Source organism: Pseudomonas wayambapalatensis (assembly GCF_049942315.1).
GTDB classification, from domain to species: Bacteria; Pseudomonadota; Gammaproteobacteria; order Pseudomonadales; family Pseudomonadaceae; genus Aquipseudomonas; species Aquipseudomonas wayambapalatensis.
In genome coordinates this window covers 18,045-42,743 of sequence record NZ_JBNFMU010000209.1, presented here as the reverse complement: position 1 = coordinate 42,743, position 24,699 = coordinate 18,045, and the positions used below count along the sequence as shown (strand labels likewise).

Annotated in this window: 21 protein-coding genes; 10 read left to right on the top strand and 11 right to left on the bottom strand. The window is 61.2% G+C overall.

All coding sequences use genetic code 11. The features are described from left to right. Positions 1-226: 226 nt before the first annotated feature. Entirely contained in the window at positions 227-1,114 is an 888-nt protein-coding gene (locus ACPZMI_RS18180; protein ID WP_186670214.1) for a lysophospholipid acyltransferase, read from the bottom strand. Positions 1,115-1,155: 41 nt separating this feature from the next. Then, a complete protein-coding gene (locus ACPZMI_RS18175) occupies positions 1,156-1,707 on the bottom strand; it encodes a DNA-3-methyladenine glycosylase I (RefSeq protein ID WP_054893031.1) in 552 nt (183 codons plus the stop codon). Between the two features lie 84 nt (positions 1,708-1,791). Here ACPZMI_RS18175 and glyQ point away from each other — a divergent pair, with 84 nt between their 5' ends. From glyQ to ACPZMI_RS18155, 4 genes are all read left to right on the top strand, one after another. Next, positions 1,792-2,739: a glycine--tRNA ligase subunit alpha gene (gene glyQ / locus ACPZMI_RS18170; protein ID WP_025337182.1), complete on the top strand. Its 948-nt coding sequence runs from the start codon at positions 1,792-1,794 to the stop codon at positions 2,737-2,739. Further along, complete coding sequence (glyS, locus tag ACPZMI_RS18165; protein WP_186670212.1) at positions 2,736-4,790, top strand: glycine--tRNA ligase subunit beta; 2,055 nt, start codon at positions 2,736-2,738, stop codon at positions 4,788-4,790. Before glyQ ends, glyS begins: the two co-directional genes overlap by 4 nt. A 3-nt stretch (positions 4,791-4,793) precedes the next feature. Then, entirely contained in the window at positions 4,794-5,321 is a 528-nt protein-coding gene (gene gmhB / locus ACPZMI_RS18160; RefSeq protein ID WP_186721127.1) for a D-glycero-beta-D-manno-heptose 1,7-bisphosphate 7-phosphatase, read from the top strand. A 61-nt stretch (positions 5,322-5,382) separates the two neighbouring features. Further along, on the top strand, positions 5,383-6,153 hold the full coding sequence (locus ACPZMI_RS18155) for a lysophospholipid acyltransferase family protein (RefSeq protein WP_186670208.1): 771 nt from the start codon (positions 5,383-5,385) through the stop codon (positions 6,151-6,153). 203 nt (positions 6,154-6,356) lie between these two features. On the opposite strand, the gene ACPZMI_RS18150 is transcribed toward ACPZMI_RS18155, so the two are convergent. Then, entirely contained in the window at positions 6,357-7,976 is a 1,620-nt protein-coding gene (locus tag ACPZMI_RS18150) for an MFS transporter (protein WP_426352762.1), read from the bottom strand. A gap of 96 nt (positions 7,977-8,072) precedes the next feature. Then, on the bottom strand, positions 8,073-9,722 hold the full coding sequence (locus tag ACPZMI_RS18145) for a GMC family oxidoreductase (protein ID WP_186721129.1): 1,650 nt from the start codon (positions 9,720-9,722) through the stop codon (positions 8,073-8,075). 147 nt (positions 9,723-9,869) lie between these two features. On the opposite strand from ACPZMI_RS18145, the gene ACPZMI_RS18140 reads away from it, so the two are divergent. Beyond that, on the top strand, positions 9,870-10,757 hold the full coding sequence (locus ACPZMI_RS18140; protein WP_186670202.1) for a LysR family transcriptional regulator: 888 nt from the start codon (positions 9,870-9,872) through the stop codon (positions 10,755-10,757). Here ACPZMI_RS18140 and ACPZMI_RS18135 read toward each other — a convergent pair. The 3 genes from ACPZMI_RS18135 to ACPZMI_RS18125 are packed head-to-tail and all read right to left on the bottom strand — an operon-like array spanning position 10,746 to position 13,765. Continuing rightward, positions 10,746-11,564, bottom strand: coding sequence for a sulfite exporter TauE/SafE family protein (locus ACPZMI_RS18135; RefSeq protein ID WP_186670200.1), 819 nt, complete (start codon positions 11,562-11,564; stop codon positions 10,746-10,748). The two genes, ACPZMI_RS18140 and ACPZMI_RS18135, sit on opposite strands and share 12 nt — an antisense overlap. Then, positions 11,561-12,841, bottom strand: a complete 1,281-nt coding sequence (locus ACPZMI_RS18130; RefSeq protein WP_426352761.1) for an NAD(P)/FAD-dependent oxidoreductase — start codon at positions 12,839-12,841, stop codon at positions 11,561-11,563. Before ACPZMI_RS18130 ends, ACPZMI_RS18135 begins: the two co-directional genes overlap by 4 nt. A gap of 39 nt (positions 12,842-12,880) precedes the next feature. Further along, positions 12,881-13,765, bottom strand: coding sequence for an MBL fold metallo-hydrolase (locus ACPZMI_RS18125; RefSeq protein WP_186670196.1), 885 nt, complete (start codon positions 13,763-13,765; stop codon positions 12,881-12,883). A gap of 225 nt (positions 13,766-13,990) precedes the next feature. On the opposite strand from ACPZMI_RS18125, the gene ACPZMI_RS18120 reads away from it, so the two are divergent. Further along, a complete protein-coding gene (locus tag ACPZMI_RS18120; protein WP_426352760.1) occupies positions 13,991-15,295 on the top strand; it encodes a sigma-54 interaction domain-containing protein in 1,305 nt (434 codons plus the stop codon). Between the two features lie 102 nt (positions 15,296-15,397). On the opposite strand, the gene gyrB is transcribed toward ACPZMI_RS18120, so the two are convergent. From gyrB to dnaA, 4 genes are read right to left on the bottom strand one after another with little or no spacing between them, the layout of a single operon-like run. Further along, positions 15,398-17,818, bottom strand: coding sequence for a DNA topoisomerase (ATP-hydrolyzing) subunit B (gyrB, locus tag ACPZMI_RS18115; protein WP_411383521.1), 2,421 nt, complete (start codon positions 17,816-17,818; stop codon positions 15,398-15,400). Between the two features lie 4 nt (positions 17,819-17,822). Further along, positions 17,823-18,926: a DNA replication/repair protein RecF gene (gene recF, locus ACPZMI_RS18110; protein WP_186709462.1), complete on the bottom strand. Its 1,104-nt coding sequence runs from the start codon at positions 18,924-18,926 to the stop codon at positions 17,823-17,825. 15 nt (positions 18,927-18,941) lie between these two features. After that, positions 18,942-20,045: a DNA polymerase III subunit beta gene (gene dnaN / locus ACPZMI_RS18105; RefSeq protein WP_186709464.1), complete on the bottom strand. Its 1,104-nt coding sequence runs from the start codon at positions 20,043-20,045 to the stop codon at positions 18,942-18,944. 40 nt (positions 20,046-20,085) lie between these two features. After that, positions 20,086-21,615: a chromosomal replication initiator protein DnaA gene (gene dnaA, locus ACPZMI_RS18100; protein WP_186670186.1), complete on the bottom strand. Its 1,530-nt coding sequence runs from the start codon at positions 21,613-21,615 to the stop codon at positions 20,086-20,088. Positions 21,616-22,194: 579 nt separating this feature from the next. On the opposite strand from dnaA, the gene rpmH reads away from it, so the two are divergent. The 4 genes from rpmH to yidC are packed head-to-tail and all read left to right on the top strand — an operon-like array spanning position 22,195 to position 24,670. Then, on the top strand, positions 22,195-22,329 hold the full coding sequence (gene rpmH, locus ACPZMI_RS18095) for a 50S ribosomal protein L34 (RefSeq protein ID WP_003253163.1): 135 nt from the start codon (positions 22,195-22,197) through the stop codon (positions 22,327-22,329). Between the two features lie 13 nt (positions 22,330-22,342). Continuing rightward, on the top strand, positions 22,343-22,747 hold the full coding sequence (gene rnpA / locus ACPZMI_RS18090; RefSeq protein WP_411384517.1) for a ribonuclease P protein component: 405 nt from the start codon (positions 22,343-22,345) through the stop codon (positions 22,745-22,747). Continuing rightward, complete coding sequence (yidD, locus tag ACPZMI_RS18085; protein ID WP_011536514.1) at positions 22,740-22,985, top strand: membrane protein insertion efficiency factor YidD; 246 nt, start codon at positions 22,740-22,742, stop codon at positions 22,983-22,985. Before rnpA ends, yidD begins: the two co-directional genes overlap by 8 nt. Positions 22,986-22,987: 2 nt before the next feature. Next, positions 22,988-24,670 carry a membrane protein insertase YidC gene (yidC, locus tag ACPZMI_RS18080; RefSeq protein ID WP_426352759.1) on the top strand — a complete coding sequence of 561 codons (1,683 nt, stop codon included), beginning with the start codon at positions 22,988-22,990 and terminating at the stop codon, positions 24,668-24,670. The last annotated feature ends 29 nt before the right edge of the window (positions 24,671-24,699 follow it).

The window sequence follows — 24,699 nt, the reverse complement described above, 5'->3', positions numbered from 1 at the left end:
CAAGGCACATGCGGCATGCAGCTTGCCATTCACCGCTCTCACTCCAGATTCTAATCCCCTATCAAGACACAAGCGGCGGTTCGCCGCTGCGACTTGTCCCGCGATCGGGCGCGAAGCGGCCGCAAACTCGGCAACCGAGATTTTCCTGATAGATCTCGGCGTCTGGTTTTACGGCCGCTTCGCGCCCGATCGCGGGACAAGCCCGCTCCTACAGAGTGTGGATAACTCAGTACCAGCGCGGCTCGCCGGCCGGACGCTTCTTGAAGCGCTTCATGCTCCACATGTACTGACTCGGGTACTCGCGCACATAGCGCTCGACCACCTTGCTCATGGCTGCCGCAGCCACCGCCACATCCTCGCTGTACATCGCTTCGGGCGCCGCTTCGAGGAACACCTTGAACCCGGACCCGTCCGGCAGGCGCAGGGCATGCAGGAACACCCCCACCGCCTTGCCGCCAGCCAGCATGTTCGGCACGAACTTGCTGGTCAGCGCCTGGGTGCCGAGGAAAGGCACGAATACCCCCGCCGACTCGGCCGGCTCAGGGTCGGCAGGAATGCCCACCTGCCCGCCGCGACGCACTTCCTTGATCACGCTGAGAATGCCTTCCTTGGTCGAAGGCGCCACGCGGTTGCCCATCTGCACCCGCTGCTCGCGCAGCAGGTCATCCACCGCCTTCAGCTTGGGCGGACGGTAGAAGATGATCGGCTTGCACTGGTTGCAATAGAAGTGGTTCAGCACCTCCCAGTTGCCCAGGTGGCTGGTGATGCCGACCACCCCTTTGCCAGAGGCCAGGGCTTGCTCGAGCACTTCCAGGCCGTGCACTTCCTTGACCAGCTCCAGCGACTGCTGAGGCGGGCGGATCCAGGCCCAGGCGCTTTCGACGAAGGACTTGCCGATATCCTTCAGCGCACGCCCCACCAACTGCTCACGCTCGGCAGGGTTCATCTCGGGGAAGCACTTGGCGAGGTTGATGCGCACCACGTTGCGCGAACCGTTGGGGATTTTCCACATCAGCCAGCCGATACCGGCACCGACGCGCTGCACCGCGCCCCAGGGCAGTTTGGCGAACAGGCGCAGCACCCCGACCATCAGGGCGCCCTTGAACTTTTCCACAGGCCAATTCCTTATTTCTGCAAGGCGCGCATTGTAACGCCTCAGCGCACCAGCGCGGCGTAGCGATCGCAATCGGTGGTGTGGTCCATGACCATGCCGGTGGCCTGCATGAAGGCGTAGCAAATGGTCGGACCGACGAAGGTGAAGCCTTTTTTCTGCAGGGCCTTGCTCATCGCCTTGGCTTCATCGGTGATCGCCGGGATATCGGCGCGCCCCTGGTAATGGTTGATCTTCGGCTCGCCGCCGACGAACGACCACAGCCACTCGCCGGGGTTTTCCAGCGCCAGCCAGGCGCGCGCGTTGCGGCGCACGGCATTGAGCTTGAGGCGGTTGCGAATGATGCCGGGATCGAGCATCAGTTCTTCTATGCGCTCGTCGCTCATCTCGGCCAGTTGCACTGGGTCGAAGCCTTGCAGCACCTGGCGATAGCGCTCGCGTTTCTTCAGCACGGTGATCCACGAAAGGCCCGCCTGGAACCCTTCGAGCAAAAGCATCTCGAAGAGCAACGCCGGGTCGCGCTGCGGGGTTCCCCATTCCTGGTCATGGTAGGCCTGGTACAAGGGATCGTCGGTACACCAAAAGCAGCGTGGCATAAGGCTCCAATTACGTAGAGGGCGAGGCGAATCGGGTTATACTCCCGCTCTTTACATCCGCATCCCCAGATACAGGTGAATTTCGTGAGCCAGCCTACGCCAGCCGTGCGTACCTTCCAAGACCTGATCCTCGCCCTGCAGAACTACTGGGCCGAGCAAGGTTGTGTGGTACTTCAGCCCTACGATATGGAAGTAGGCGCCGGCACTTTCCACACCGCCACCTTCCTGCGCGCCGTCGGCCCGGAGACCTGGAACGCTGCCTACGTGCAGCCTAGCCGTCGCCCCGCCGACGGACGGTATGGCGAAAACCCCAACCGCCTGCAGCACTACTACCAGTTCCAGGTGGTACTCAAGCCGAACCCGGCCAACTTCCAGGAGCTGTACCTGGGCTCGCTGAAGGCCATCGGCCTGGACCCGCTGGTCCACGACATCCGCTTCGTCGAAGACAACTGGGAATCGCCGACCCTGGGTGCCTGGGGCCTGGGTTGGGAAATCTGGCTGAACGGCATGGAAGTGACCCAGTTCACCTACTTCCAGCAGGTCGGTGGCATCGAGTGCTATCCGGTCACCGGCGAGATCACCTATGGCCTGGAGCGTCTGGCCATGTACATCCAGGGTGTCGATTCGGTGTACGACCTGGTCTGGGCCGACGGCCCGTTCGGCAAGGTCACCTATGGCGATGTGTTCCACCAGAACGAAGTGGAGCAATCGACCTACAACTTCGAGCACGCCAACGTCGAGAAACTGTTCGAGCTGTTCGACTTCTACGAAAGCGAAGCCAACCGCCTGATCAAGCTGGACCTGCCGCTGCCGACCTACGAAATGGTCCTGAAGGCTTCGCACACCTTCAACCTGCTCGACGCCCGCCGCGCCATCTCGGTGACCGAGCGCCAGCGCTACATCCTGCGCGTGCGCACCCTGGCCCGCGACGTGGCGCAAAGCTATCTGCAAGCCCGCGCACGCCTGGGCTTCCCGATGGCCACCCCCGAACTGCGTGATGAAGTACTGGCCAAGCTGGAGGCTGCACAATGAGTGCGCAAGATTTCCTGGTTGAACTGGGCACCGAAGAGCTGCCCCCAAAAGCCCTGGCCTCGCTGGGCGACGCATTCCTGGCCGGTATCGAGAAAGGCCTGCAGGCCGCCGGCCTGAACTACGCCGGCAAGTCGGTCTATGCCGCGCCACGCCGCCTGGCCGTACTGATCCGCCAACTGGACGTACAGCAACCTGATCGCAGCATCAATATCGACGGCCCGCCCCGCCAGGCCGCATTCGATGCCGACGGCAATCCGACCCAGGCCGCCCTCGGCTTCGCCAAGAAGTGCGGCGTCGAGCTGTCCGAGATCGACCAGAGCGGTGCCAAGCTGCGCTTCTCCCAGCACATCCCGGGCAAAGCCACTGCCAGCCTGCTGCCAACCATCGTCGAAGACTCGCTCAACGACCTGCCGATCCCCAAGCGCATGCGCTGGGCGGCCAGCCGTGAAGAGTTCGTGCGCCCCACTCAGTGGCTGGTGATGCTGCTGGGCGACCAGGTCGTCGACTGCACCATCCTCTCGCAGAAAGCCGGTCGCGAATCGCGCGGGCACCGCTTCCACCACCCGGAAAACGTGCTGATCACCACCCCGGCCAACTACGTCGAGGACCTGCGCAAGGCCCACGTACTGGCCGACTTCGCCGAGCGCCGCGAGCTGATCGCCAAGCGCACCGCAGAGCTGGCCCTGCAGCAGGAAGGCAGCGCCATCGTACCGCCGGCGCTGCTGGACGAAGTGACTGCGCTGGTCGAATGGCCGGTGCCGCTGGTGTGCTCGTTCGAGGAGCGCTTCCTGGAAGTGCCGCAGGAAGCCCTGATCACCACCATGCAGGACAACCAGAAGTACTTCTGCCTGCTCGACAGCGAAGGCAAGTTGCTGCCGCGCTTCATCACCGTGGCCAACGTCGAGAGCCTCGATCCGAAGCAAATCGTCGAGGGTAACGAGAAGGTCGTGCGTCCGCGCCTGACCGACGCCGAGTTCTTCTTCAAGCAAGACAAGAAGCAGCCTCTGGAAACCTTCAACGAACGCCTGAAGAACGTGGTGTTCCAGGCCCAGCTGGGTACGGTGTTCGACAAGGCCGAGCGTGTCTCCAGGCTGGCCGCCTACATCGCCCCGTTCATCGGCGGCAGTGCAGCCAACGCCGGCCGCGCCGGCCTGCTGTCCAAGTGCGATTTGGCCACCGAAATGGTCGGCGAATTCCCTGAAATGCAGGGCATCGCGGGCTACTACTACGCCGTCAACGATGGCGAGCCACAAGATGTCGCCCTGGCACTCAACGAGCAGTACATGCCGCGCGGTGCTGGCGCTGAGTTGCCGGAAACCCTCACCGGCGCCGCCGTGGCCATCGCCGACAAGCTCGACACCCTGGTCGGCATCTTCGGCATCGGCATGCTGCCAACCGGCAGCAAGGATCCCTACGCCCTGCGTCGCGCCGCCCTCGGCGTGCTGCGCATCCTGATCGAGAAGCAGCTGGACCTGGACCTGACCGCTGCGGTCGAGTTCGCGGTCAAGCAGTACGGCGCCAAGGTCAAGGCTGCAGGCCTGGCTGACCAGGTGCTGGAGTTCATCTTCGATCGCCTGCGTGCACGCTACGAAGACGAAGGCGTCGATGTGGCCACCTACCTGTCGGTACGTGCCCTGAAGCCGGCTTCGGCCCTGGATTTCGATCAGCGCGTGCAGGCCGTGCAGGCCTTCCGCAAGCTGCCGGAAGCCGAGGCCCTGGCCGCGGTGAACAAGCGCGTTTCGAACCTGCTGAGCAAGGCCGAAGGCGCCATCGCCGACCAGGTCGAGCCGAAGTACTTCGACAACGCCAACGAGTTCTCCCTGTACTCGGCGATCCAGCAGGCCGACCAGGCTGTGCAGCCAATGGCTGCCGCACGCCAGTACAGCGAATCGCTGGCACGTCTGGCTGCGCTGCGCGATCCGGTCGATGCGTTCTTCGAGGCGGTCATGGTCAACGCCGAAGACGCCAAGGTACGCGCCAACCGTTATGCCCTGCTCAGCCGCCTGCGCGGTCTGTTCCTGGGCGTGGCCGACATCTCGCTGCTGGGGTAAGCCTTGAAACTGCTGATTCTCGATCGAGACGGGGTGATCAATCACGACTCCGACGCCTACATCAAGTCGCTGGAGGAGTGGATCCCCATTCCCGGCTCGATCGAGGCCATTGCGCAGTTGAGCAAGGCGGGCTGGACGGTGGCAGTGGCCACCAACCAGTCCGGCATTGCCCGTGGCTACTACCCGCTGTCCACGCTGGAGGCCATGCACGCGCGTCTGCGCGAGCTGGTCGCCGAGCAGGGCGGCGAGGTCGGGCATATCGTCTATTGCCCGCATGGGCCGGACGAAGGCTGCGAGTGCCGCAAGCCCAAGCCCGGAATGCTGCGGGCGATTGCCGAGTATTACCAAGTCGACCTGCGCGGTGTATGGTTCGTCGGCGATAGCACAGGTGACCTGGAGGCCGCCCTGGCCGTCGGAGCACAACCGGTGCTGGTGAAAACCGGCAAAGGGGAGAAGACCCTGAAAAAGGGCATCCCTGAAAACACATTGATTTTCGACGATCTGGCAGCCATCGCCAGAGAACTTATTTAAAGAGTGCGCCTGTTCGGCGCACTTCCTCAGGCGGGCGAGCCCCGCAACGGTACATGCCACTATGTCGATCCTGCAGGCGATCAGAATCTTTCTTTTTTACCTGCTGTTGGGCACCAGTTCGCTGCTGTGGTGCTCGCTTAGCTTCTTCATCGCGCCCTTCCTGTCGTTTCCGCGACGCTATCGCTTCATCAACGTCTACTGGTGCCGCTGTGCGGTGTTCCTGACACGGGTGATCCTGGGTATCGACTACAAGATCATCGGCGCCGAGAACGTGCCCAAAGAGCCCTGCGTGATACTGTCCAACCACCAGAGCACCTGGGAAACCTTCTTCCTCTCGGCATACTTCTCGCCCCTGAGCCAGGTGCTCAAGCGTGAGCTGTTGTACGTGCCGTTCTTCGGCTGGGCAATGGCGATGCTGCGGCCGATCGCCATCGACCGCAACAACCCCAAGGAAGCCCTGCGCCATGTGGCGAGCAAGGGCGACGAACTGCTCAAGCAGGGCGTCTGGGTGCTGATTTTCCCCGAGGGTACGCGCGTGCCCTATGGTCAGGTCGGCAAGTTCTCCCGCGGTGGCACCGCCCTGGCGGTGAACGCCGGCCTGCCGGTGCTGCCGATCGCGCACAACGCTGGCAAGTTCTGGCCAAAGACTGGCTGGGGCAAGCGCTCTGGCACCATCGAGGTGGTGATTGGCGAGCCGATGTACGCCAACGGCACCGGGCCACGTGCCATCGCCGAGCTCAACGATCGTGCCCAGGCGTGGAACGAGGCGACACAGCGGGCCATGGGGTCGCTGCCGCCGGCAGAAGAAAACGTCACCGAATCAATCGCCTGACGATCTGTGGATAACGTGTTAGCAATTTTTGGATTAATGCTTTCGGATCGTATCTAAGTAGTTGAATTAGCTATTTATTTCTCTGTATGACGTTTTTTCGAAAATCGTGCATAAGTTTTTTCGAGGCATAAAAAAACCGGCTTTTACGCCGGTTTTTTCATACCTGGGCAACGCAGGTGTCTGCGTCGCGGGTTAACCCGCTCCTACACCTTGTCGATGTCCACATCCTTGGTCTCTTTCAGGCAGAAGAGTCCCACCACCAGGCTGACGCCGGTGATCAATACCGGGTACCACAACCCATAGAAGATATCCCCGGTGTACACCACCAGCGCGAACGATACCGTCGGCAGGAAGCCACCGAACCAGCCGTTGCCGATGTGATAGGGCAGCGACATCGAGGTGTAGCGGATACGTGTGGGGAACAGCTCGACCATCACCGCTGCCAGTGGCCCGTAGGTCATGGTCGCGATCAGGATCATCGCCACGATCAGCACCACCACCATCACCTGGTTCACATGGGCAGGATCGGCCTTGGCCGGATAGCCCGCCTGCTCGATGGCCGTGCGCATCGCCACTTCATCGAAACCGTTGATGGTCTTGTCGCCGATGCTCACCGAAACGTCGCTGCCCGTCGCCGCAACCGAGCTGTAAGGCAGGCCCTGCTTGACCAGGAAGGTCTTGACCTTGTCACAAGGGCTGTCGAAGCGTGCCTTGCCCACCGGGTCGAACTGGAAGGTGCAGCCTTGCGGGTCGGCACTGACCACGATCGGCGACTGCCGGCTGGCGGCGTCGATCTGCGGATTGGCGTAGTGGCTGAGCGCCTTGAACATCGGGAAGTAGCACAGGGTCGCCAGCAGCAGGCCAATCATCAGGATCGGTTTGCGCCCCACGCGATCCGACAGCCAACCAAAGAACACGAAGAACGGCGCACCTATCACCACGCTGATGATCAGCAGGGTATTGGCCTGGGCCGGGTCCATCTTGAGCATCTGGGTCATGAAGAACAGCACGTAGAACTGCGCGGTGTAGAAGGTCACGGCCTGGCCGGCGTTGATGCTGAACAGGGCGGTGAGCACCACCTTGAGGTTGGGCCAGGAGGTGAACGACTCGCGGATCGGCGACTTGCTGATCTTGCCCTGGGCCTTCATTTTCACAAAGGCTGGCGACTCGTGCATGCTCATGCGAATCCAGGTGGAGATGCCCAACAGCACGATCGACAGCAGGAACGGCAGGCGCCAGCCCCAGGTCTCGAACTGGTCGCCACTGATGTACCGGCTGCCCAGCACCACGATCAGCGACAGTAGCAGACCGAGGGTGGCAGTGGACTGGATGAAGCCGGTGTGGAACCCGCGCTTGCCGGGCGGGGCATGCTCGGCCACGTAGGTGGCCGCCCCACCGTATTCGCCGCCCAAGGCCAAGCCCTGGAGCATGCGCAGGATCACCAGGATGATCGGTGCGGCGATGCCGATGCTGGCGTAGGTGGGCAACAGGCCGACCGCGAAGGTCGACAGGCCCATCAGCACAATGGTCACCAGGAAGGTGTACTTGCGCCCGATCATGTCGCCCAGGCGTCCGAATACCAATGCACCGAAAGGCCGCACGAGGAAGCCTGCGGCAAAGGCCATCAAGGCGAAGATGAAAGCGGTGGTGTCGTTGACGCCGGCAAAGAACTGCTTGCTGATCACCGCTGCCAGCGCGCCATAGAGAAAGAAGTCATACCACTCGAACACCGTCCCGAGGGATGACGCGAAAATGATCTTGCGTTCCTCACGTCGGCTGCCGCTGGTGGCCGCCGCGCCCTGCTCTTGAATGTAATCCGACATCGTTGCTGTCCTCGGCCCGCAGGCCACAGTGATTATTTTTCTTGTTCCACTGTCGGCAGCCATCGACCGCAAGCTGCCGGTGTTGCACGCACCCGGTCAGGGCGTCGGTATCGCGCTGGTATCGCTGAGGTTGCTGTGGCTTGGGGCCCCCTTGAGAATCAGTTGTGCCGCCTTCTCGGCGATCATCAATGTCGGTGAACAGGTATTGCCGGAGACGATCTGCGGCATGATCGAGGCATCGGCGACGCGCAGGCCAGGTATGCCATGGACGCGCAGCTGGTTATCCACAACGTCCAGCGGCCCATTGCCCATACGGCAGGTGCCGACCGGATGGAAGATGGTGGTGCCGATCTTGCCGGCGGCCTCGTGCAGTTGCTCCTCGGTTTGCAGCGCGGGGCCTGGCAGATACTCCTTGGGATCGAACGCAGCCAGGGCAGGGGCCTGGACGATGCGTCGGGTGATGCGGATAGCGTCAGCGGCGACCTGCAGGTCCTGTGGGTCGCTGAGGTAGTTGGGGTCGATCAGCGGCGCTGCGTTCATGTCTGCCGAGCGGATGTCGATGCGTCCACGGCTGGCCGGGCGCAGGTTGCACACCGAAGCCGTGAAGGCAGGGAAGCGGTGCAACGGTTCGCCGAAACGCTCGAGCGACAGCGGCTGCACGTGATACTGCAGGTTGGCGGTGGCCTGCTCCGGGCTCGAGCGCACGAATGCGCCCAACTGGCTCGGCGCCATGGCCAGCGGCCCGCTGCGGTCGTAGAGGTAGCGCAGGCCCATGCCCAGCTTGCCCCACAGGCTGTTAGCCATCTGGTTGAGCGTGCGGGTGTTCTGGATCTGGTAGATCAGGCGCAGTTGCAGGTGGTCCTGCAGATTGCCGCCCACGCCCGGTAATTCGTGACGCACCGTTATCCCCAGGTCTTCGAGCAGCTTGCGCGGCCCAATGCCTGAACGCTGCAGGATGCCAGGCGAACCGACGGAGCCTGCGCACAGGACGATCTCGCGGCGGGCACGAAACTCATGCCAGGCCCCTTGCCAGCGCGCCTTCACCGCAGTGGCACGGGCGTTGTCCAGCACGACCTGATCAACCTGCACATCGGTGAGCACGGTAAGGTTCGGGCGGGACTGGACGGGCCGCAAGAAGGCCTTCGAGGCATTCCAGCGCACACCGCTGCGCTGGTTGACCTGAAAGTATCCACAGCCCTGGTTGTCGCCGGTGTTGAAGTCTCCGACCTTGCCGATACCGCTCTGCTCGGCGGCATCGCGGAACGCATCGAGGATCGGCCAGCTGTAGCGTTGCTGCTCTACCCGCCACTCACCATCGGCGCCATGGCTTTGGCTGGCGCCAGCGAAGTGGTTTTCACTGGCCTTGAACAACGGCAGTACATCGTTCCAGCTCCAGCCGTCGTTGCCTTGTTCGGCCCAGCGGTCGTAGTCTGCGGCCTGGCCGCGCATGTAGATCATGCCGTTGATGGAGGAACAGCCGCCCAGCACCTTGCCCCGCGGATAGCCGAGGCTGCGACCATCCAGCCCAGGCTGGGCTTCGGTCTTGAAGCACCAGTCGGTGCGGGGGTTGCCGATGCAGTAGAGGTAACCGACGGGGACGTGAATCCACGGGTAGTTGTCGCGCCCGCCCGCCTCGAGCAGCAGGACGCGGCAGGCAGGGTCTGCGGACAATCGATTGGCCAGCAGGCATCCGGCGGGACCGGCCCCTACGACCACGTAGTCGAAGACAGAATCGGCTGATGGCATGTGCAACCTCGCGCCTGATTATTATTCTTGTCCCCACCCATCTTATTGATTAATTTCGCCGAGGAAACACGAGATTTTGCGCAGCCGTTGTGCGTTTTTTCACAACGGCTCCTGCACGGGCCGGAAAGGATATTCACAGGGATCAGCATGTTCGACTGGAACGATCTGCGGTTTTTCCTCGAGTTGCAGCGCAGCGGCCGTCTGCTCACGGCGGCCAAGCGCCTCAACACCACCCACAGCACCGTCGCCCGCCATATCGAGAATATCGAGAAGAACCTGGGCACCGCGCTGTTCGTCCAGCATGCCCAGGGGTACGAGCTGACACCTTCGGGCCAGGCGCTGCTCAAGCACGCCGAAGCCATGGAGAACGTCGCCCTGCTGGCGCAGGAGGAAATCACCCAGGCCATCACGCCATTGGGCAAGATCCGCCTGGGGGTCACCGAAGGCATCGGCATCATGTTCTTCACCCCGCGCCTGGGGGCCCTGTTCGAGCGCTACCCCGGGCTTGAAGTCGAACTGGTCGCGGTGCCGCGCTTCGTCAGCATCCTCAACCGCGAAGCCGAAATCAGCATTCACCTGGAACGCCCCAATGCCGACCTGCTGATCACCCGCAAACTCACCGACTACCGCCTGGCCCTCTACGCCAGCCAGGACTATCTCGACCGCGCACCGCCGCTGCGCAACCGCGACGATCTGGCCCGGCACAGCTGGATCGGCTACGTGGACGACCTGATCTTCAGCCAGGAGCTGTTGTTCCTCAACAGCTTCTGCCGCGCGCCGAACGTGATATTCCGCAGCACCAGCGTGATCGCCCAGCAGCAGGCCGCACGCGCGGGCCTGGGCATCGCCGTGTTGCCCAACTACATGGGCCGCCACGACCCGAGCCTGGTGCGCGTGCTGCCCAGCGAAACCATCCAGCGCAGCTACTGGATCTGTACGCGTCGCGAGCTGCACAAGTCGGTACGCCTGCGGGTGGTCTGGGACTACCTGCTCAAGCTCTGCGCCGAGCAGCAGCACGAGTTGCTAGCCGAGTAGCGCCTTGCCTGCCAGCGAGACCGCAGCCCCGATTCCCACCACCACGAACAGTTGCTGCAGGCGTGGCCCGGCCAGCTTGGCGGCCAGCGGGCGGGCCACCAGCAAGCCCAGCACCGCACCAAAGGCGAAGGGCGCGCCAACCTGCCAGTGCATGACTCCACCAAGGCTCGCACTCACCACACTGCCAGTGGAAACCAGTGCGATCACCGCCAGGGACGTGGCGACGATGCTTTTCATGTCCAGGTTGGTATAGCGGTTCAAGGCCGGGATGATGACGAAGCCGCCGCCGACGCCCAACAGGCCGGATAGCAGGCCGGACAACATGCCGGTGAACGCCAGCGCGCGGGCGCAGGGGAGGGTCCAGCGCAGACGTCCCTGCAAGGGATTGAGCACGCAGGGCATGATCTGCCGCTCACCGCATGGCGATTCGCCGCGTAGCTCGCGAGCTGCCTTGCGCCAGATGCGCAGGCAGGCATACACCAGCACGCAGGCGAAGACCAACGCCAGCGGTGTGTTCGGTAAACGGTGCGCCAGCATCAGACCGAAAGGTGCGCAGACGATACCGATTGCCGCAATGAACAATGCTGCGCGATAACGCACCAGCCCTTGCCGCAGGCCGAGCCCGGCGCCCACGGCAGCGGCCAGGCCGACCGCCAGCAACCCAATCGGCGCCGCCTCGACCATCGACAGCCCCAGGCCGAAAACCAGCAACGGCACCGCAAGGATCCCGCCTCCAGCCCCGGTCAGCGCCAGCACCGCACCAATGATCGCGCCCAGTCCGGCGCCAAGAAGCTGATGCTCGATCACTTCGACGCCTCGACGGCCATAGGCTGCGGCCGCGCCAGCCACTCCCGCCCCTTGAGCATCGCCTGCCAGTAAAGCGGCGGCAGTACCCGTGCCTTGAGCAACCAGGCCAGCCGCGTAGGCTTGCGTCCATCGAGCAACCAACGCGGAAAACTTGGTGCCAGCTTGCCGCCATAGGTGAACTCGGCCAGCACGATCTTGCCGCGCTCCACGGTCAGCGGGCAGGAGCCGTAGCCGTCGTAGGCGACCTGTGTCGGCAAGCGCCCGAGCGCCACCAGCACATTGTTGGCCACAACCGGTGCCTGCTTGCGTGCGGCCGCTGCGGTCTTGGCATTGCTGGTGTTGATCACGTCACCCAGGGCATGAACGTTGGCGAACTGACGGTGGCGCAAGCTGTGCGGATCGACATCCACCCAGCCGGCGGCATCTGCCAGCGGGCTCTGCCGGATGAAGTCCGGGGCAACCTGGGGCGGCACCACGTGCAGCATGTCGAACGCTTCGGTACGCGTTTCGCTGCTGCCGTCGGCGAGCGTACGCACGAAGGTCGCCTGTTGATTCGGGCCATCGACCGCCACCAGGCGCTGGCTGTAGTTGAGGTCGACACCGTACTTGTCGATGTAGCTCATCAGGGCCGGCACGTAGTCGGCAACACCGAACAGCACGGCACCGGCGTTGAAGAACGCGGGCTTTATCGCGCCCAGCCGGCCTTCACGCAGCCAGTGATCGCAGGACAGGTACAAGGCTTTCTGTGGGGCGCCGGCACATTTGATCGGCATCGGCGGTTGGCTGAACAGCGCGCGGCCCTGCTTGAGCGTCTGTACCAGCTTCCAGGTGTAGGGTGCCAGGTCGTAGCGGTAGTTGGAGGTCACGCCGTTGCGCCCAAGCGTATCTTCCAAGCCATCGATGGCTGCCCAGTCCAGCTTGAGGCCGGGGCAGACCACCAACTGCTCGTAGCTGATGGCGCGCCCGTCTTCGAGCATGACCAATTGGGCATGAGGCTCGAAACTCGTCACCCGTGCCTGAATCCAGCGCGCGCCGCTTGGCAGGGTCGCGGCTGTGGATCGCGCAGTTGAGGAGGCGCGAAACACCCCGGCGCCGACCATGGTCCAGCCGGGCTGGTAGTAATGAACGTCCGACGGATCGATCAGGGCGATGTCCAGCGACGGATCACGTTTGATCAGGCTGGATGCCGTGGCGATACCAGCGGCACCGGCGCCCACGATCAACACCTTGTGGTGTTCGGTACTGGGCGCAACGGCAGGGGACTGCAAGGCAGGCATGGTGTTTCCTTTGAATACTTATCAGGTGTGCTGAGCCGCTCAAATCGCGTTCAGCGGGATCTTCAGGTAGCGCACGCCATTGTCTTCCGGCTCGGGCAACTGCCCGCTGCGCATGTTGACTTGCACCGAAGGCAGGATCAGCACCGGCATGTCGAGGGTCTTGTCACGGGCTTCGCGCATCTCGACGAAGCTGTCTTCGCTGACACCCTGGTGAATATGGATATTGCTGGCGCGCTGCTCGGCCACCGTGGTCACGTAGCGCAACTCACGGCCACCGGGCAGGTAGTCATGGCACATGAACAGCCGGGTCTGGTCAGGGAAGGCCAGCAGGCGACGGATCGAGCGATACAGCGTGCGAGCGCTGGCGCCGGGGAAATCGCAACGGGCGGTGCCGTAGTCGGGCATGAACAACGTGTCGCCGACAAACACGGCTATCTCGCCCGCATCCTCGATCATGTAGCTCATGCACGCGGGGGTATGCCCTGGCGTGTGCAGCGCGCGGGCATGCAGGTTGCCGATACGGAAACCTTCCTCGTCCACGAACAGCACATCGAACTGACTACCATCCCGGGCAAAACCAGGCTCGGCGTTGAACAGCGAACCGAAGGTTTTCTGCACCTGGGTGATGTGGGCGCCAATGGCAATCTGGCCGCCCAGCCGTTGCTTGAGGTAGGCCGCTGCCGAGAGGTGGTCCGCATGCACGTGGGTTTCAAGAATCCACTGCACCTTGGCGCCCAATGCCTCGACCTGCGCGATCAGCCGGTCGGCAGAGGCGTGGCTGGTACGGCCTGACTTCGGATCGTAATCCAGCACGCTGTCGATCAATGCGCAGTGCTTTGTTTCGCGGTCCATGAGCAGGTAGCTGATGGTCGAGGTCGCCGGGTCGAACAGGGCTTCCACATGAAGGTTGTTGCCAATGATCATCACAGTCTCCAAAGCGCTGCCGCACCTGAATAGAGGCGGCGGCAGGAACAGACGCTTTATCAAGATGCATGCCAGGTCATTTCTCGCGGATATGTCCTGCATTTGCAGGTGTTGTATCAACACGATAGTTAAAGACTGCCAAGAAGACTGGCAGTCATCTGTCAGCTGCTGGCAGTGATTGGCAGTCCTTGTTAACCTCGCCGGGTAGTTTTTGCCGGTGCCCCCATGTCCGAGCTTCCTGCTGCAAACCATCCTGCCATCCTCGCGCTGGTGTCCTACCTCGAACACGATGTGTTGCCCGCCATCGTGCTCGATACCGACTACAACATTCTTGCGGCCAACGCGGCGTATCGACGCCAGTTCGCCACGCAGGATCGCGCCCCTCTGGGAGAAAAGTGTCACAGGGTTTCGCACCACTACGCCGTGCCCTGCGATCAGGCTGGGGAGCACTGTCCGCTGCGCAAGGCATGGGGCAGCAAGATGCCGGAGCGCGTGTTGCACATTCATCACACCCCGCGCGGGCCGGAACATGTGGACGTCGAACTGCGGCCGATCCTCGACGAGCAGGGCAGGGTGGTGGCATTCGTCGAACGGCTGACCAGCATCACCCTGGCGTCCGCACAACCGCAGCAGCAGGGGCTGGTCGGGCAGTCACCGGCGTTCAAGTCGGCACTCGCCAGCCTGCGACGGGCTGCTCCGGCTCAGATTCCGGTGCTGCTCCAAGGTGAGTCAGGAACAGGCAAGGAGCTGTTCGCCCGCGCCCTGCACCTGGGTAGCCCTCGGGCCAACGGCCCGCTGGTGGTGGTCGACTGCACCGGCCTCACCGAATCACTGTTCGAGAGTGAGCTGTTTGGTTACGAGAAAGGCGCGTTCACAGGCGCGACACAACGCAAGATCGGCTTGGCCGAGGCGGCGCATGGCGGCACCCTGTTCCTGGACGAGATCGGTGAAGTGCCGCTGGCCATGCAGGTCAAACTGCTGCGCCTGATCGAGACCGGCAGTTTTCGCCCGGTGGGCAGCCTGCGCACCGTGCACTCGGATTTCCGCCTGGTGTCGGCGACACACAAGCCGCTCAAGGCGATGGTCGCGCAGGGCGCCTTCCGTGAAGACCTGTATTACCGCATCAGTGGATTTCCGATTCGTCTGCCGGCGCTGCGTGAGCGTGTCGAAGATTTGCCGCTACTGATTGAAAGCCTGCTGCAACGTATCGCGGGCAAAGGCGCACCTCGAATCAGCCATGACGCACTCGAGCGTCTCAACCTGCATCCGTTTCCGGGAAATATTCGTGAGCTGCGGAACATGCTGGAGAGGGCCTGGCTGTTTGCCGATGATGGTTTGATTCGCAGTGAACATCTGGTCGAAGACACCGATCCGGACTCAGCGGCGAGACATCAGTCACGCGAGCAGCATGAACTGAAGGCGCTCGCTCAAGCACTGGACAGCTTCCAGGGATCGCGACGCGAGCTGGCCAAGCAGCTGGGGATGAGTGAACGCACCTTGTACAGAAGGCTCAAGGACCTCGAATCCTGACGCCCGTTGAACAGTGTTTCACGTGGAACATTCGTGTTTCGTGCTCCAGAAAACGAAAAAGCCAAGGTCTAGACCTTGGCTTTTCGTAGCTGAAGCTCGTAATCAGAAGTCCAGGTTGGACACCGACAACGCGTTGCTTTCGATGAAGTCACGACGCGGTTCTACCGCGTCACCCATCAAGGTGTTGAACAGCTGGTCGGCCGCAATCGCATCCTCGATGGTGACTTTGAGCATGCGGCGCACGGTCGGGTCCATGGTGGTTTCCCACAGCTGATCCGGGTTCATCTCACCCAGTCCTTTGTATCGCTGGATGGTGTGGCGCTTGGTGGTTTCGTTCATCAGCCAATCGAGGGCTTCTTTGAACTCGGTGACTGCCTTGCGACGCTCACCACGCTGAACATAGGCACCCTCGCCAAGCAGGGTCGCCAACTTGGCGCCCAGCACGACCACCGTACGGTAGTCGTTGCTGCCGAAGAACTCGCGGTTGAAGGTGACGTAACTGGCCAGACCGTGGGAAGTAACTTCGACTTCCGGCAACCAGATGTTGCGTTCCTTGTCTTCGCGCAGGCTGGCCCGGTAGGTCAGCCCAGACTTCTGGCTGTTGTTCAGGCGCTCCTGGAATTTGCCCAACCAGGCTTGCATGGTCGTGTGATCGGCCAACTGCGCCTGAGTGACTTCCGGCAAGTAGATGAAGTGCTCGGTCAGCTCTTCCGGGTACAGGCGCGACAGACGCTTGAGCGTCTTCATCACACCGCGGAACTCGTTGACCAGCGCCTCAAGCTGAACACCCGACACGGGAGGCGCCGATTCGTCCAGGTGCAGGCTGGCATCTTCCAGGGCCGACTGGGTCATGTACTCTTCCATGGCCTCGTCGTCCTTGATGTACTGCTCCTGCTTGCCTTTCTTCACTTTGTACAGCGGCGGCTGGGCAATGTAGATGTAACCGCGCTCGACCAGCTCCGGCAACTGACGGAAGAAGAAGGTCAGCAGCAGGGTACGGATGTGCGAACCGTCAACGTCAGCATCGGTCATGATGATGATGTTGTGATAGCGCAGCTTGTCGATGTTGTACTCTTCACGGCCGATGCCGCAGCCCAAGGCGGTAATCAGCGTGCCGACTTCCTGGGACGAGATCATCTTGTCGAAACGCGCTTTCTCGACGTTGAGGATCTTGCCCTTCAACGGCAGGATTGCCTGGGTGCGGCGGTTACGACCTTGCTTGGCCGAACCACCGGCGGAGTCACCCTCCACCAGGTACAGTTCGGAAAGGGCAGGGTCTTTTTCCTGGCAGTCGGCAAGCTTGCCCGGCAGACCAGCGATATCCAGAGCACCTTTGCGGCGGGTCATTTCCCGCGCCTTGCGCGCTGCTTCACGAGCACGCGCAGCGTCGATCATCTTGCCAACAACCGCCTTGGCTTCGTTGGGGTTTTCCAACAGGAAGTCGGCGAAGTACTTATTCATCTCCTGCTCCACGGCGGTCTTCACCTCCGAGGAAACCAGCTTGTCCTTGGTCTGCGAGCTGAACTTTGGATCCGGCACCTTCACCGAGATGATCGCGGTCAGGCCTTCACGGGCATCGTCGCCCGTGGTCGCGACCTTGTTCTTCTTGGCCAGGCCTTCTTGCTCGATGTAGCTGTTGAGGCTACGAGTCAGCGAGGAGCGGAAGCCCACCAGGTGAGTACCACCGTCGCGCTGCGGAATGTTGTTGGTGAAGCACAGCAGGTTTTCGTTGAAGCTGTCGTTCCATTGCAGGGCGACTTCGACACCCACGCCATCGTCACGCTGGACGTTGAAGTGGAAGACCTGGGAGTTCACCGGGGTCTTGTTGGTGTTGAGGTACTCGACGAAAGCACGCAGACCACCTTCATACTTGAAGAACTCTTCCTTGCCGGAGCGCTCGTCCTTCAGCAGGATGCCAACGCCCGAGTTGAGGAACGACAGCTCACGAATCCGCTTGGCCAGGATGTCCCAGCTGAAGTGGATATTCTTGAAGGTCTCGGCGGAAGGCTTGAAGTGAATGTGGGTACCGGTGGTTTCGCTTTCACCGACCACAGCCATCGGAGCTTGTGGCACACCGTGGACGTAGGTTTGTTCCCAGATTTTGCCGCTACGGCGAACGGTCAGAACCAGCTTCTCCGAGAGGGCGTTTACCACCGAGACGCCGACGCCGTGCAGACCGCCAGAAACCTTGTAGGAGTTGTCATCGAACTTACCGCCAGCGTGCAGTACGGTCATGATGACCTCGGCGGCGGAAACGCCTTCCTCTTTATGCACGTCGACGGGAATGCCACGACCGTTGTCGCGAACACTGATGGATTCGTCCGGATGGATGATGACGGTAATGTCATCGCAATGACCGGCGAGCGCTTCGTCGATCGAGTTGTCGACCACTTCGAAGACCATGTGGTGCAGGCCGCTACCATCATCGGTGTCGCCAATGTACATGCCGGGACGCTTGCGCACGGCATCCAGCCCTTTCAGCACCTTGATGCTGGAGGAGTCGTACGTTTGATTTTCGCTCATGCCTTCACTCCCGATGGTCGTGGGTCTGGGTGATACGGCCTTGTTCCACGTGGAACAAAGCAACTGGCGTATCCGTCTGCCAGCCTTCCCTCAGTAATTCGTGATCTACACAGGTGATAAAAACCTGGCAGTGTAATTCTTCAAGCAAGCGACACAGCGCGCGTCGATGCTGCTCGTCCAACTCGGACGGCAAGTCATCCACCAGATAAATACACTGACCGCGACGAACCTGACTGACGAGGTGCCCTTGGGCAATTCGCAGGGCACAAACGACCAGCTTTTGCTGACCACGAGACAGGATATCGGCCGCGTTATTGGCGCCCAATCTCAGGCGTAGGTCAGCACGCTGCGGACCGGCCTGGGTATGGCCCATCTGCTGATCGCGAAGGAGAGAGGTGGCGAGGACTTCACTGAGGTCCCGATCCTTGTCCCAGCCTCGATAGTAGCTAAGGGTCAATCCGTCCAGCTCGACCAGTTCGCTCAGGGTTCGCTCGAAGACGGGCTTCAAGGCCTTGATATAGTTGCGACGGTATTCATCTATTTCCGCGCTGGCGAGACACAGCTCCCGGTCCCAGGCGGCTTGCGAAGCAGCGTCAAGTGTACCATGTCGCAGCCATGAGTTCCGCTGCCGCAGGGCCTTCTGCAAGCGTTGCCAGGTCGCCATGAATCGAGGTTCCACGTGGAACACTCCCCAATCCAGGAACTGGCGACGCACCTTGGGAGCACCTTCGAGCAAACGGAAGCTGTCCGGGTTGATCAGCTGCAACGGCAGCATCTCCGCCAGTTGCGCAGCGCTGCGCGCATTCTGACCGTCAATGCGAATGGTGAAATCCCCTTGTCGCTCGCGCGAAACCCCAAGATTGCTCGTCGCACCATCGCTGATTTCAACCTGGCCGAACACCGTACAGGTTGGCTGTTCGTACTGGATGACGGGGTTCAATCGGGTACTGCGAAATGAGCGTGCCAGCCCCAGAAGATGCACGGCCTCGAGCACACTGGTCTTGCCGCTGCCGTTAGCGCCGTAGAGGATGTTGATACGAGGGGAGGGGGAGAGGGTCACCGGGTGCAGATTGCGCACCGCGGTGACCGAAAGACGTCGAAGGGACATTTGGCCTGCTACGGGTTACAGACGCATCGGCATGACAACGTAGGACGAGTCGTCATTGCCGGCTTCCTGCAGCAAGGCGCTGCTGTTGGAGTCGGCGAGAATCAGACGAACCTGCTCAGTGGTCATGACCCCCAGAACGTCCAGCAAGTAGCTGACGTTGAAGCCGATCTCCAGCGAACTGCCTTCGTAGTCAACGCTGATCTCTTCTTCAGCTTCTTCCTGCTCGGGGTTGTTGGCCTGAATTTTCAGCTGACCGGAGGCCAGTTGTAGACGAATGCCACGGTACTTCTCGTTGGACAGGATCGCAGTACGGCTGAACGCTTCACGCAGCGCCTGACGGTCACCGATCACCAGCTTGTCACCACCCTTGGGCAATACGCGCTCGTAATCCGGGAACTTGCCGTCGACCAGTTTCGAGGTAAAGGTGAACTCACCGGTGGTGGCGCGAATGTGGTGCTGGCCCAGGACAATGCTGACCATGCCTTCCGGATCGGTCAGCAGGCGCGCCAGTTCCAGGATACCTTTGCGCGGCACAATGACCTGGTGACGCTCGGCCTGGCCAATGGGCGCCTGCATGGCGCACAGTGCCAGACGGTGACCGTCAGTGGCGACAGCACGCAGCGTGTCGGTGGAGACCTCCAGCAGCATGCCGTTGAGGTAGTAGCGAACGTCCTGCTGGGCCATGGCGAAGCTGGTGCGCTCGATCAGGCGACGCAGCTTGCTCTGCTCCAGGTTGCAGGTGAGCGAACCTGGGCCTTCTTCCACAGTGGGGAAGTCGTTGGCCGGCAAGGTCGACAGGGTGAAGCGGCTACGACCAGCCTTGACCAGCAGCTTCTGCTCATCGACCTTGATATCGATCAGCACGTCGCTGGGCAGGCTCTTGCAGATGTCCATCAGCTTGCGCGCCGGGACGGTGATCTCGCCAGGCTCAGCCGGCTCTTCCAGTTGCACGCGGCCAACCAGTTCGACTTCCAGGTCGGTACCGGTCAACGACAGCTGCTGGCCTTGAACGACCAGCAGTACGTTGGACAGGACCGGCAAGGTCTGGCGGCGCTCGACGACGCCTGCGACCAGTTGCAGGGGTTTCAACAGGGCTTCGCGTTGAATGGTGAAATGCATGGTCTAGTCCCTTGCCTTCAAAGAGCTGCGCCGGCACCCATCAGGTGGTCAGCGTGCGCAGCAGGTTCTTGTAGTCCTCGCGGATGTCCGCGTCGGATTCCTTCAATTCGTTGATCTTGCGGCAAGCGTGCAGCACGGTGGTGTGGTCCCGACCGCCGAACATGTCGCCGATCTCCGGCAGACTGTGGTTGGTCAGCTCCTTGGACAACGCCATGGCCACCTGCCGCGGGCGCGCGACAGAGCGCGAGCGGCGCTTGGACAACAGATCGGAGATCTTGATCTTGTAGTACTCGGCGACCGTGCGCTGGATGTTATCCACACTGACCAGTTTGTCTTGCAGCGCCAGCAGATCCTTGAGCGATTCGCGAATCAACTCGATGGTGATATCTCGCCCCATGAAGTGCGAGTGAGCAATGACCCGCTTCAACGCACCTTCCAGTTCACGCACGTTGGAGCGGATGCGCTGGGCAATAAAGAACGCAGCATCGTGCGGCAGTTCGACTTTGGCCTGGTCGGCCTTCTTCATGAGGATCGCCACGCGGGTTTCAAGCTCCGGTGGCTCGACAGCCACCGTCAGGCCCCAACCGAAACGCGACTTCAGGCGCTCTTCCAGGCCTTCGATCTCTTTAGGGTAGCGGTCACTGGTGAGGATGACCTGCTGTCCACCCTCAAGCAGGGCATTGAAGGTGTGGAAGAACTCTTCTTGGGAACGCTCTTTGCGGGCGAAGAACTGGATATCGTCGATCAACAGCGCGTCCACCGAACGGTAGAAGCGCTTGAATTCGTTGATTGCGTTCAACTGCAACGCCTTGACCATATCGGCGACGAAGCGCTCCGAGTGCAGGTAGACGACCTTGGCATTCGGGTTCTTCTTCAGCAGGTGGTTACCCACAGCGTGCATCAAGTGCGTCTTACCCAGGCCCACGCCACCATAAAGGAAGAGCGGGTTGTAACCATGCTTGGGGTTGTCGGCAACCTGCCAGGCCGCAGCGCGCGCCAGCTGGTTGGACTTACCCTCCACGAAGGTCTCGAAGGTGAAGGTTCGGTTCAGGTAGCTGGTGTGCTTGAGCGCACCTTCGACCTGGACGGTCCGTTGCTCGGTACGGGTGGTTGCCGCAGGCGCAGGCGTCGAATCACCCACCCCATCGAAACCATCGTGGGACGTAGATTCCTGCACCTCACTGACCAACTCAGGCTCGAGCGCCGTGACCGGTGCACTGGCAACCGCTGTTGGCTGAACAGCCGGCTTGGCCTGGCTCTGGGCCAGGGATGCGGCGACCGCAGCACTGACCGGTGCGTTAGGTGCCGCTCGTGGAGCGGAGCTGCGGCGGCTGCCTATTAATAAGGAGAGGGCAGGTGCAAGGCCGTTTCCTTGTTCACCCAGCAGTTCGAGCAGGCGGCCGAGGTACTTTTCATTGACCCAATCGAGAACGAAACGGTTAGGCGCATAGACGCGCAACTCGTCGCCTTCGGCTTCGACCTGTAGCGGACGGATCCAGGTGTTGAATTGCTGGGCAGGCAGTTCGTCGCGCAGAAGCTCCACGCACTGCTGCCAAAGTTCCACTGACACGGATATCCCCTGAGTTGAAAGCCGGATGAGGCAAAAACAAACCGCCATTGTACCGGGCGAGCAGTCACTTATCCACATGTCGTGGTGTGTTGAGCTGTGCCAAATCAGTCATTTAGCGGCAAAAACGACCTTTCAAGCGGAAAATAAGCCCTGTGGATAACCGCACATGAGGGCTATGCACAACCCTGGGCTCAGCCCTGTGGATAATTCAGCTGTGGATAAATGCCTGTTCCATCCACAGCTTTTCCGCGGGTCCGGCACAGCCAGAGCACCTGTTACCGACATACTTATGATTCTCTGTACAGTCGATGGATTGTGGCCTGCAATAGGTTATCCACAGATACTTATCCACTTAAGATCTATAAGTTCTTCAAAAAAGCTTTCTATATGTCTCTCTTTTTTTACATGTTGAGCATCTGTTCCGTATGAATCAACCGGTCCTCAGGCTGGCAGAGGGGAAAGGCCGTCTATAAGGAATGCTGGTTGGAAATTGACCTATCGGCTTGCTTTCTCTAGAATCGCCGGTCTCTTAAAAAGGGGGCCATCCCGGCCCGTTGTCGACAACCCAGGTAACACGCCATGAAACGTACTTTCCAACCAAGCACCATCAAGCGCGCGCGCACCCACGGTTTCCGTGCCCGTATGGCCACCAAGAACGGCCGCGCTGTTCTGTCGCGTCGTCGTGCCAAAGGCCGTAAGCGTCTGGCAATTTGATTTTTCGGCACAGGTGGTGAGTCAGGACTTCAGTCGGGATAAGCGACTGCTTACACCCCGGCATTTCAAAGCAGTCTTCGACTCCCCAACCGGCAAGGTTCCAGGGAAAAGCCTGCTCATCCTTGCCCGCGAGAACGGCCTCGATCATCCACGCCTCGGCCTGGTGATCGGCAAGAAGAGCGTCAAGCTCGCCGTTCAACGCAACCGCCTTAAACGCCTGATGCGCGACTCATTCCGTCTGAACCAGCAAAGTCTGGCCGGGCTGGATATCGTGATCGTCGCGCGCAAGGGGTTGGGTGAGATAGAAAACCCAGAATTGCACCAACACTTTGGCAAACTCTGGAAGCGCCTGGCCCGCAGTCGGCCCTCTCCAGCGGTACCTGCCGATTCCGCACGGGTAGACAGTCACAATGCGTAAACTGGCCCTCGTTCCGATCCAGTTCTACCGTTACGCCATTAGTCCTCTGATGGCCAGTCACTGTCGTTTCTACCCCAGTTGCTCCTGTTACGCGTATGAAGCCATAGAAAACCATGGCCTCTTGCGTGGCGGGTGGCTTGCCGTTCGTCGCCTGGGTCGTTGTCATCCGTGGAATGATGGCGGTTTCGATCCCGTCCCGCCTGCTCCTTCCTCCCGAACTTCTTCGATAGCCGAGTAATCATGGATATTAAACGCACGATCCTGATCGTCGCCCTGGCAATCGTGTCCTACGTTCTGGTCCTCAAGTGGAACCAGGACTATGGTCAGGCAGCCCTGCCGACTCAGCATACTGCTGCCAGCAACGCTGCACCGGCTCTGCCGGACACCGTGCCGGCCGGCAATAACGGCGCCAGCGCCGATGTGCCGAGCGCCAATGCCGAAGCCAGCCCCGCTGAAATCGCGCCAGTCGCGCTCAGCAAGGACCTGATCCGGGTCAAGACCGATGTCCTGGACCTGGCTATCGACCCGGTCGGCGGTGACATCGTCCAGCTGACCTTGCCCAAGTACCCACGCCGTCAGGATCATCCGGACATCGCCTTCCAGTTGTTCGACAACGGCGGCGAGCGTGTCTATCTGGCGCAGAGCGGCCTGACCGGCGCGAATGGCCCGGACGCCCGTTCGAGCGGTCGTCCCCTGTACGCTGCCGACCAGAAGAGCTTCCAGCTGACCGACGGTCAGGACCAATTGGTGGTCGACCTCAAGTTCAGCGATAACGGCGTCAACTACATCAAGCGCTTCAGCTTCAAGCGCGGTGAGTACGACCTGACCGTCAGCTACCTGATCGACAACCAGAGCGGTGCAGCCTGGACCGGCAACATGTTTGCCCAGCTCAAGCGTGACGCCAGCTCCGATCCTTCCTCGAGCACCGCGACCGGTACCGCGACTTACCTGGGCGCTGCCCTGTGGACAAGTTCGGAGCCGTACAAGAAGGTGTCGATGAAGGACATCGACAAAGGTAATTTGAAAGAAAATGTGTCTGGCGGCTGGGTAGCATGGCTGCAGCACTACTTCGTGACCGCATGGATTCCGGCCAAGTCGGACAACAACGTGGTCCAGACCCGCAAGGACAGCCAGGGCAACTACATCATCGGCTACACCGGCCCGGCGCTGAACGTTCCTGCCGGCGGCAAGGTCGAGACCAGCGCCGTGCTGTATGCAGGTCCGAAGATCCAGTCCAAGCTCAAAGAGTTGTCCCCAGGCCTGGAGCTGACCGTCGACTACGGCTTCCTGTGGTTCATCGCTCAGCCGATCTTCTGGCTGCTGCAACATATCCACAGCCTGCTGGGTAACTGGGGCTGGTCGATCATCGTTCTGACCATGCTCATCAAGGGTCTGTTCTTCCCGCTGTCGGCTGCCAGCTACCGCTCGATGGCGCGCATGCGTGCCGTGGCGCCGAAACTGGCCCAGCTCAAGGAACGCTTCGGTGACGATCGCCAGAAGATGTCCCAGGCGATGATGGAGCTGTACAAGAAAGAGAAGATCAACCCGCTGGGCGGCTGCCTGCCGATCCTGGTGCAGATGCCGGTGTTCCTGGCCCTGTACTGGGTACTGCTGGAAAGCGTCGAGATGCGCCAGGCCCCTTGGATGCTGTGGATTACCGACCTGTCGATCAAGGATCCATTCTTCATCCTGCCGATCATCATGGGCGCCACCATGTTCATCCAGCAGCGTCTGAACCCGACCCCACCGGATCCGATGCAGGCGAAGGTCATGAAAATGATGCCAATCATCTTCACCTTCTTCTTCCTGTGGTTCCCGGCAGGTCTGGTGCTGTACTGGGTTGTGAACAACTGCCTGTCGATCACTCAGCAGTGGTACATCACCCGCCGTATCGAAGCAGCCACGAAAAAAGCGGCTGCTTGACAGGTTGACCCGTTAGCCTGTGAATAAAA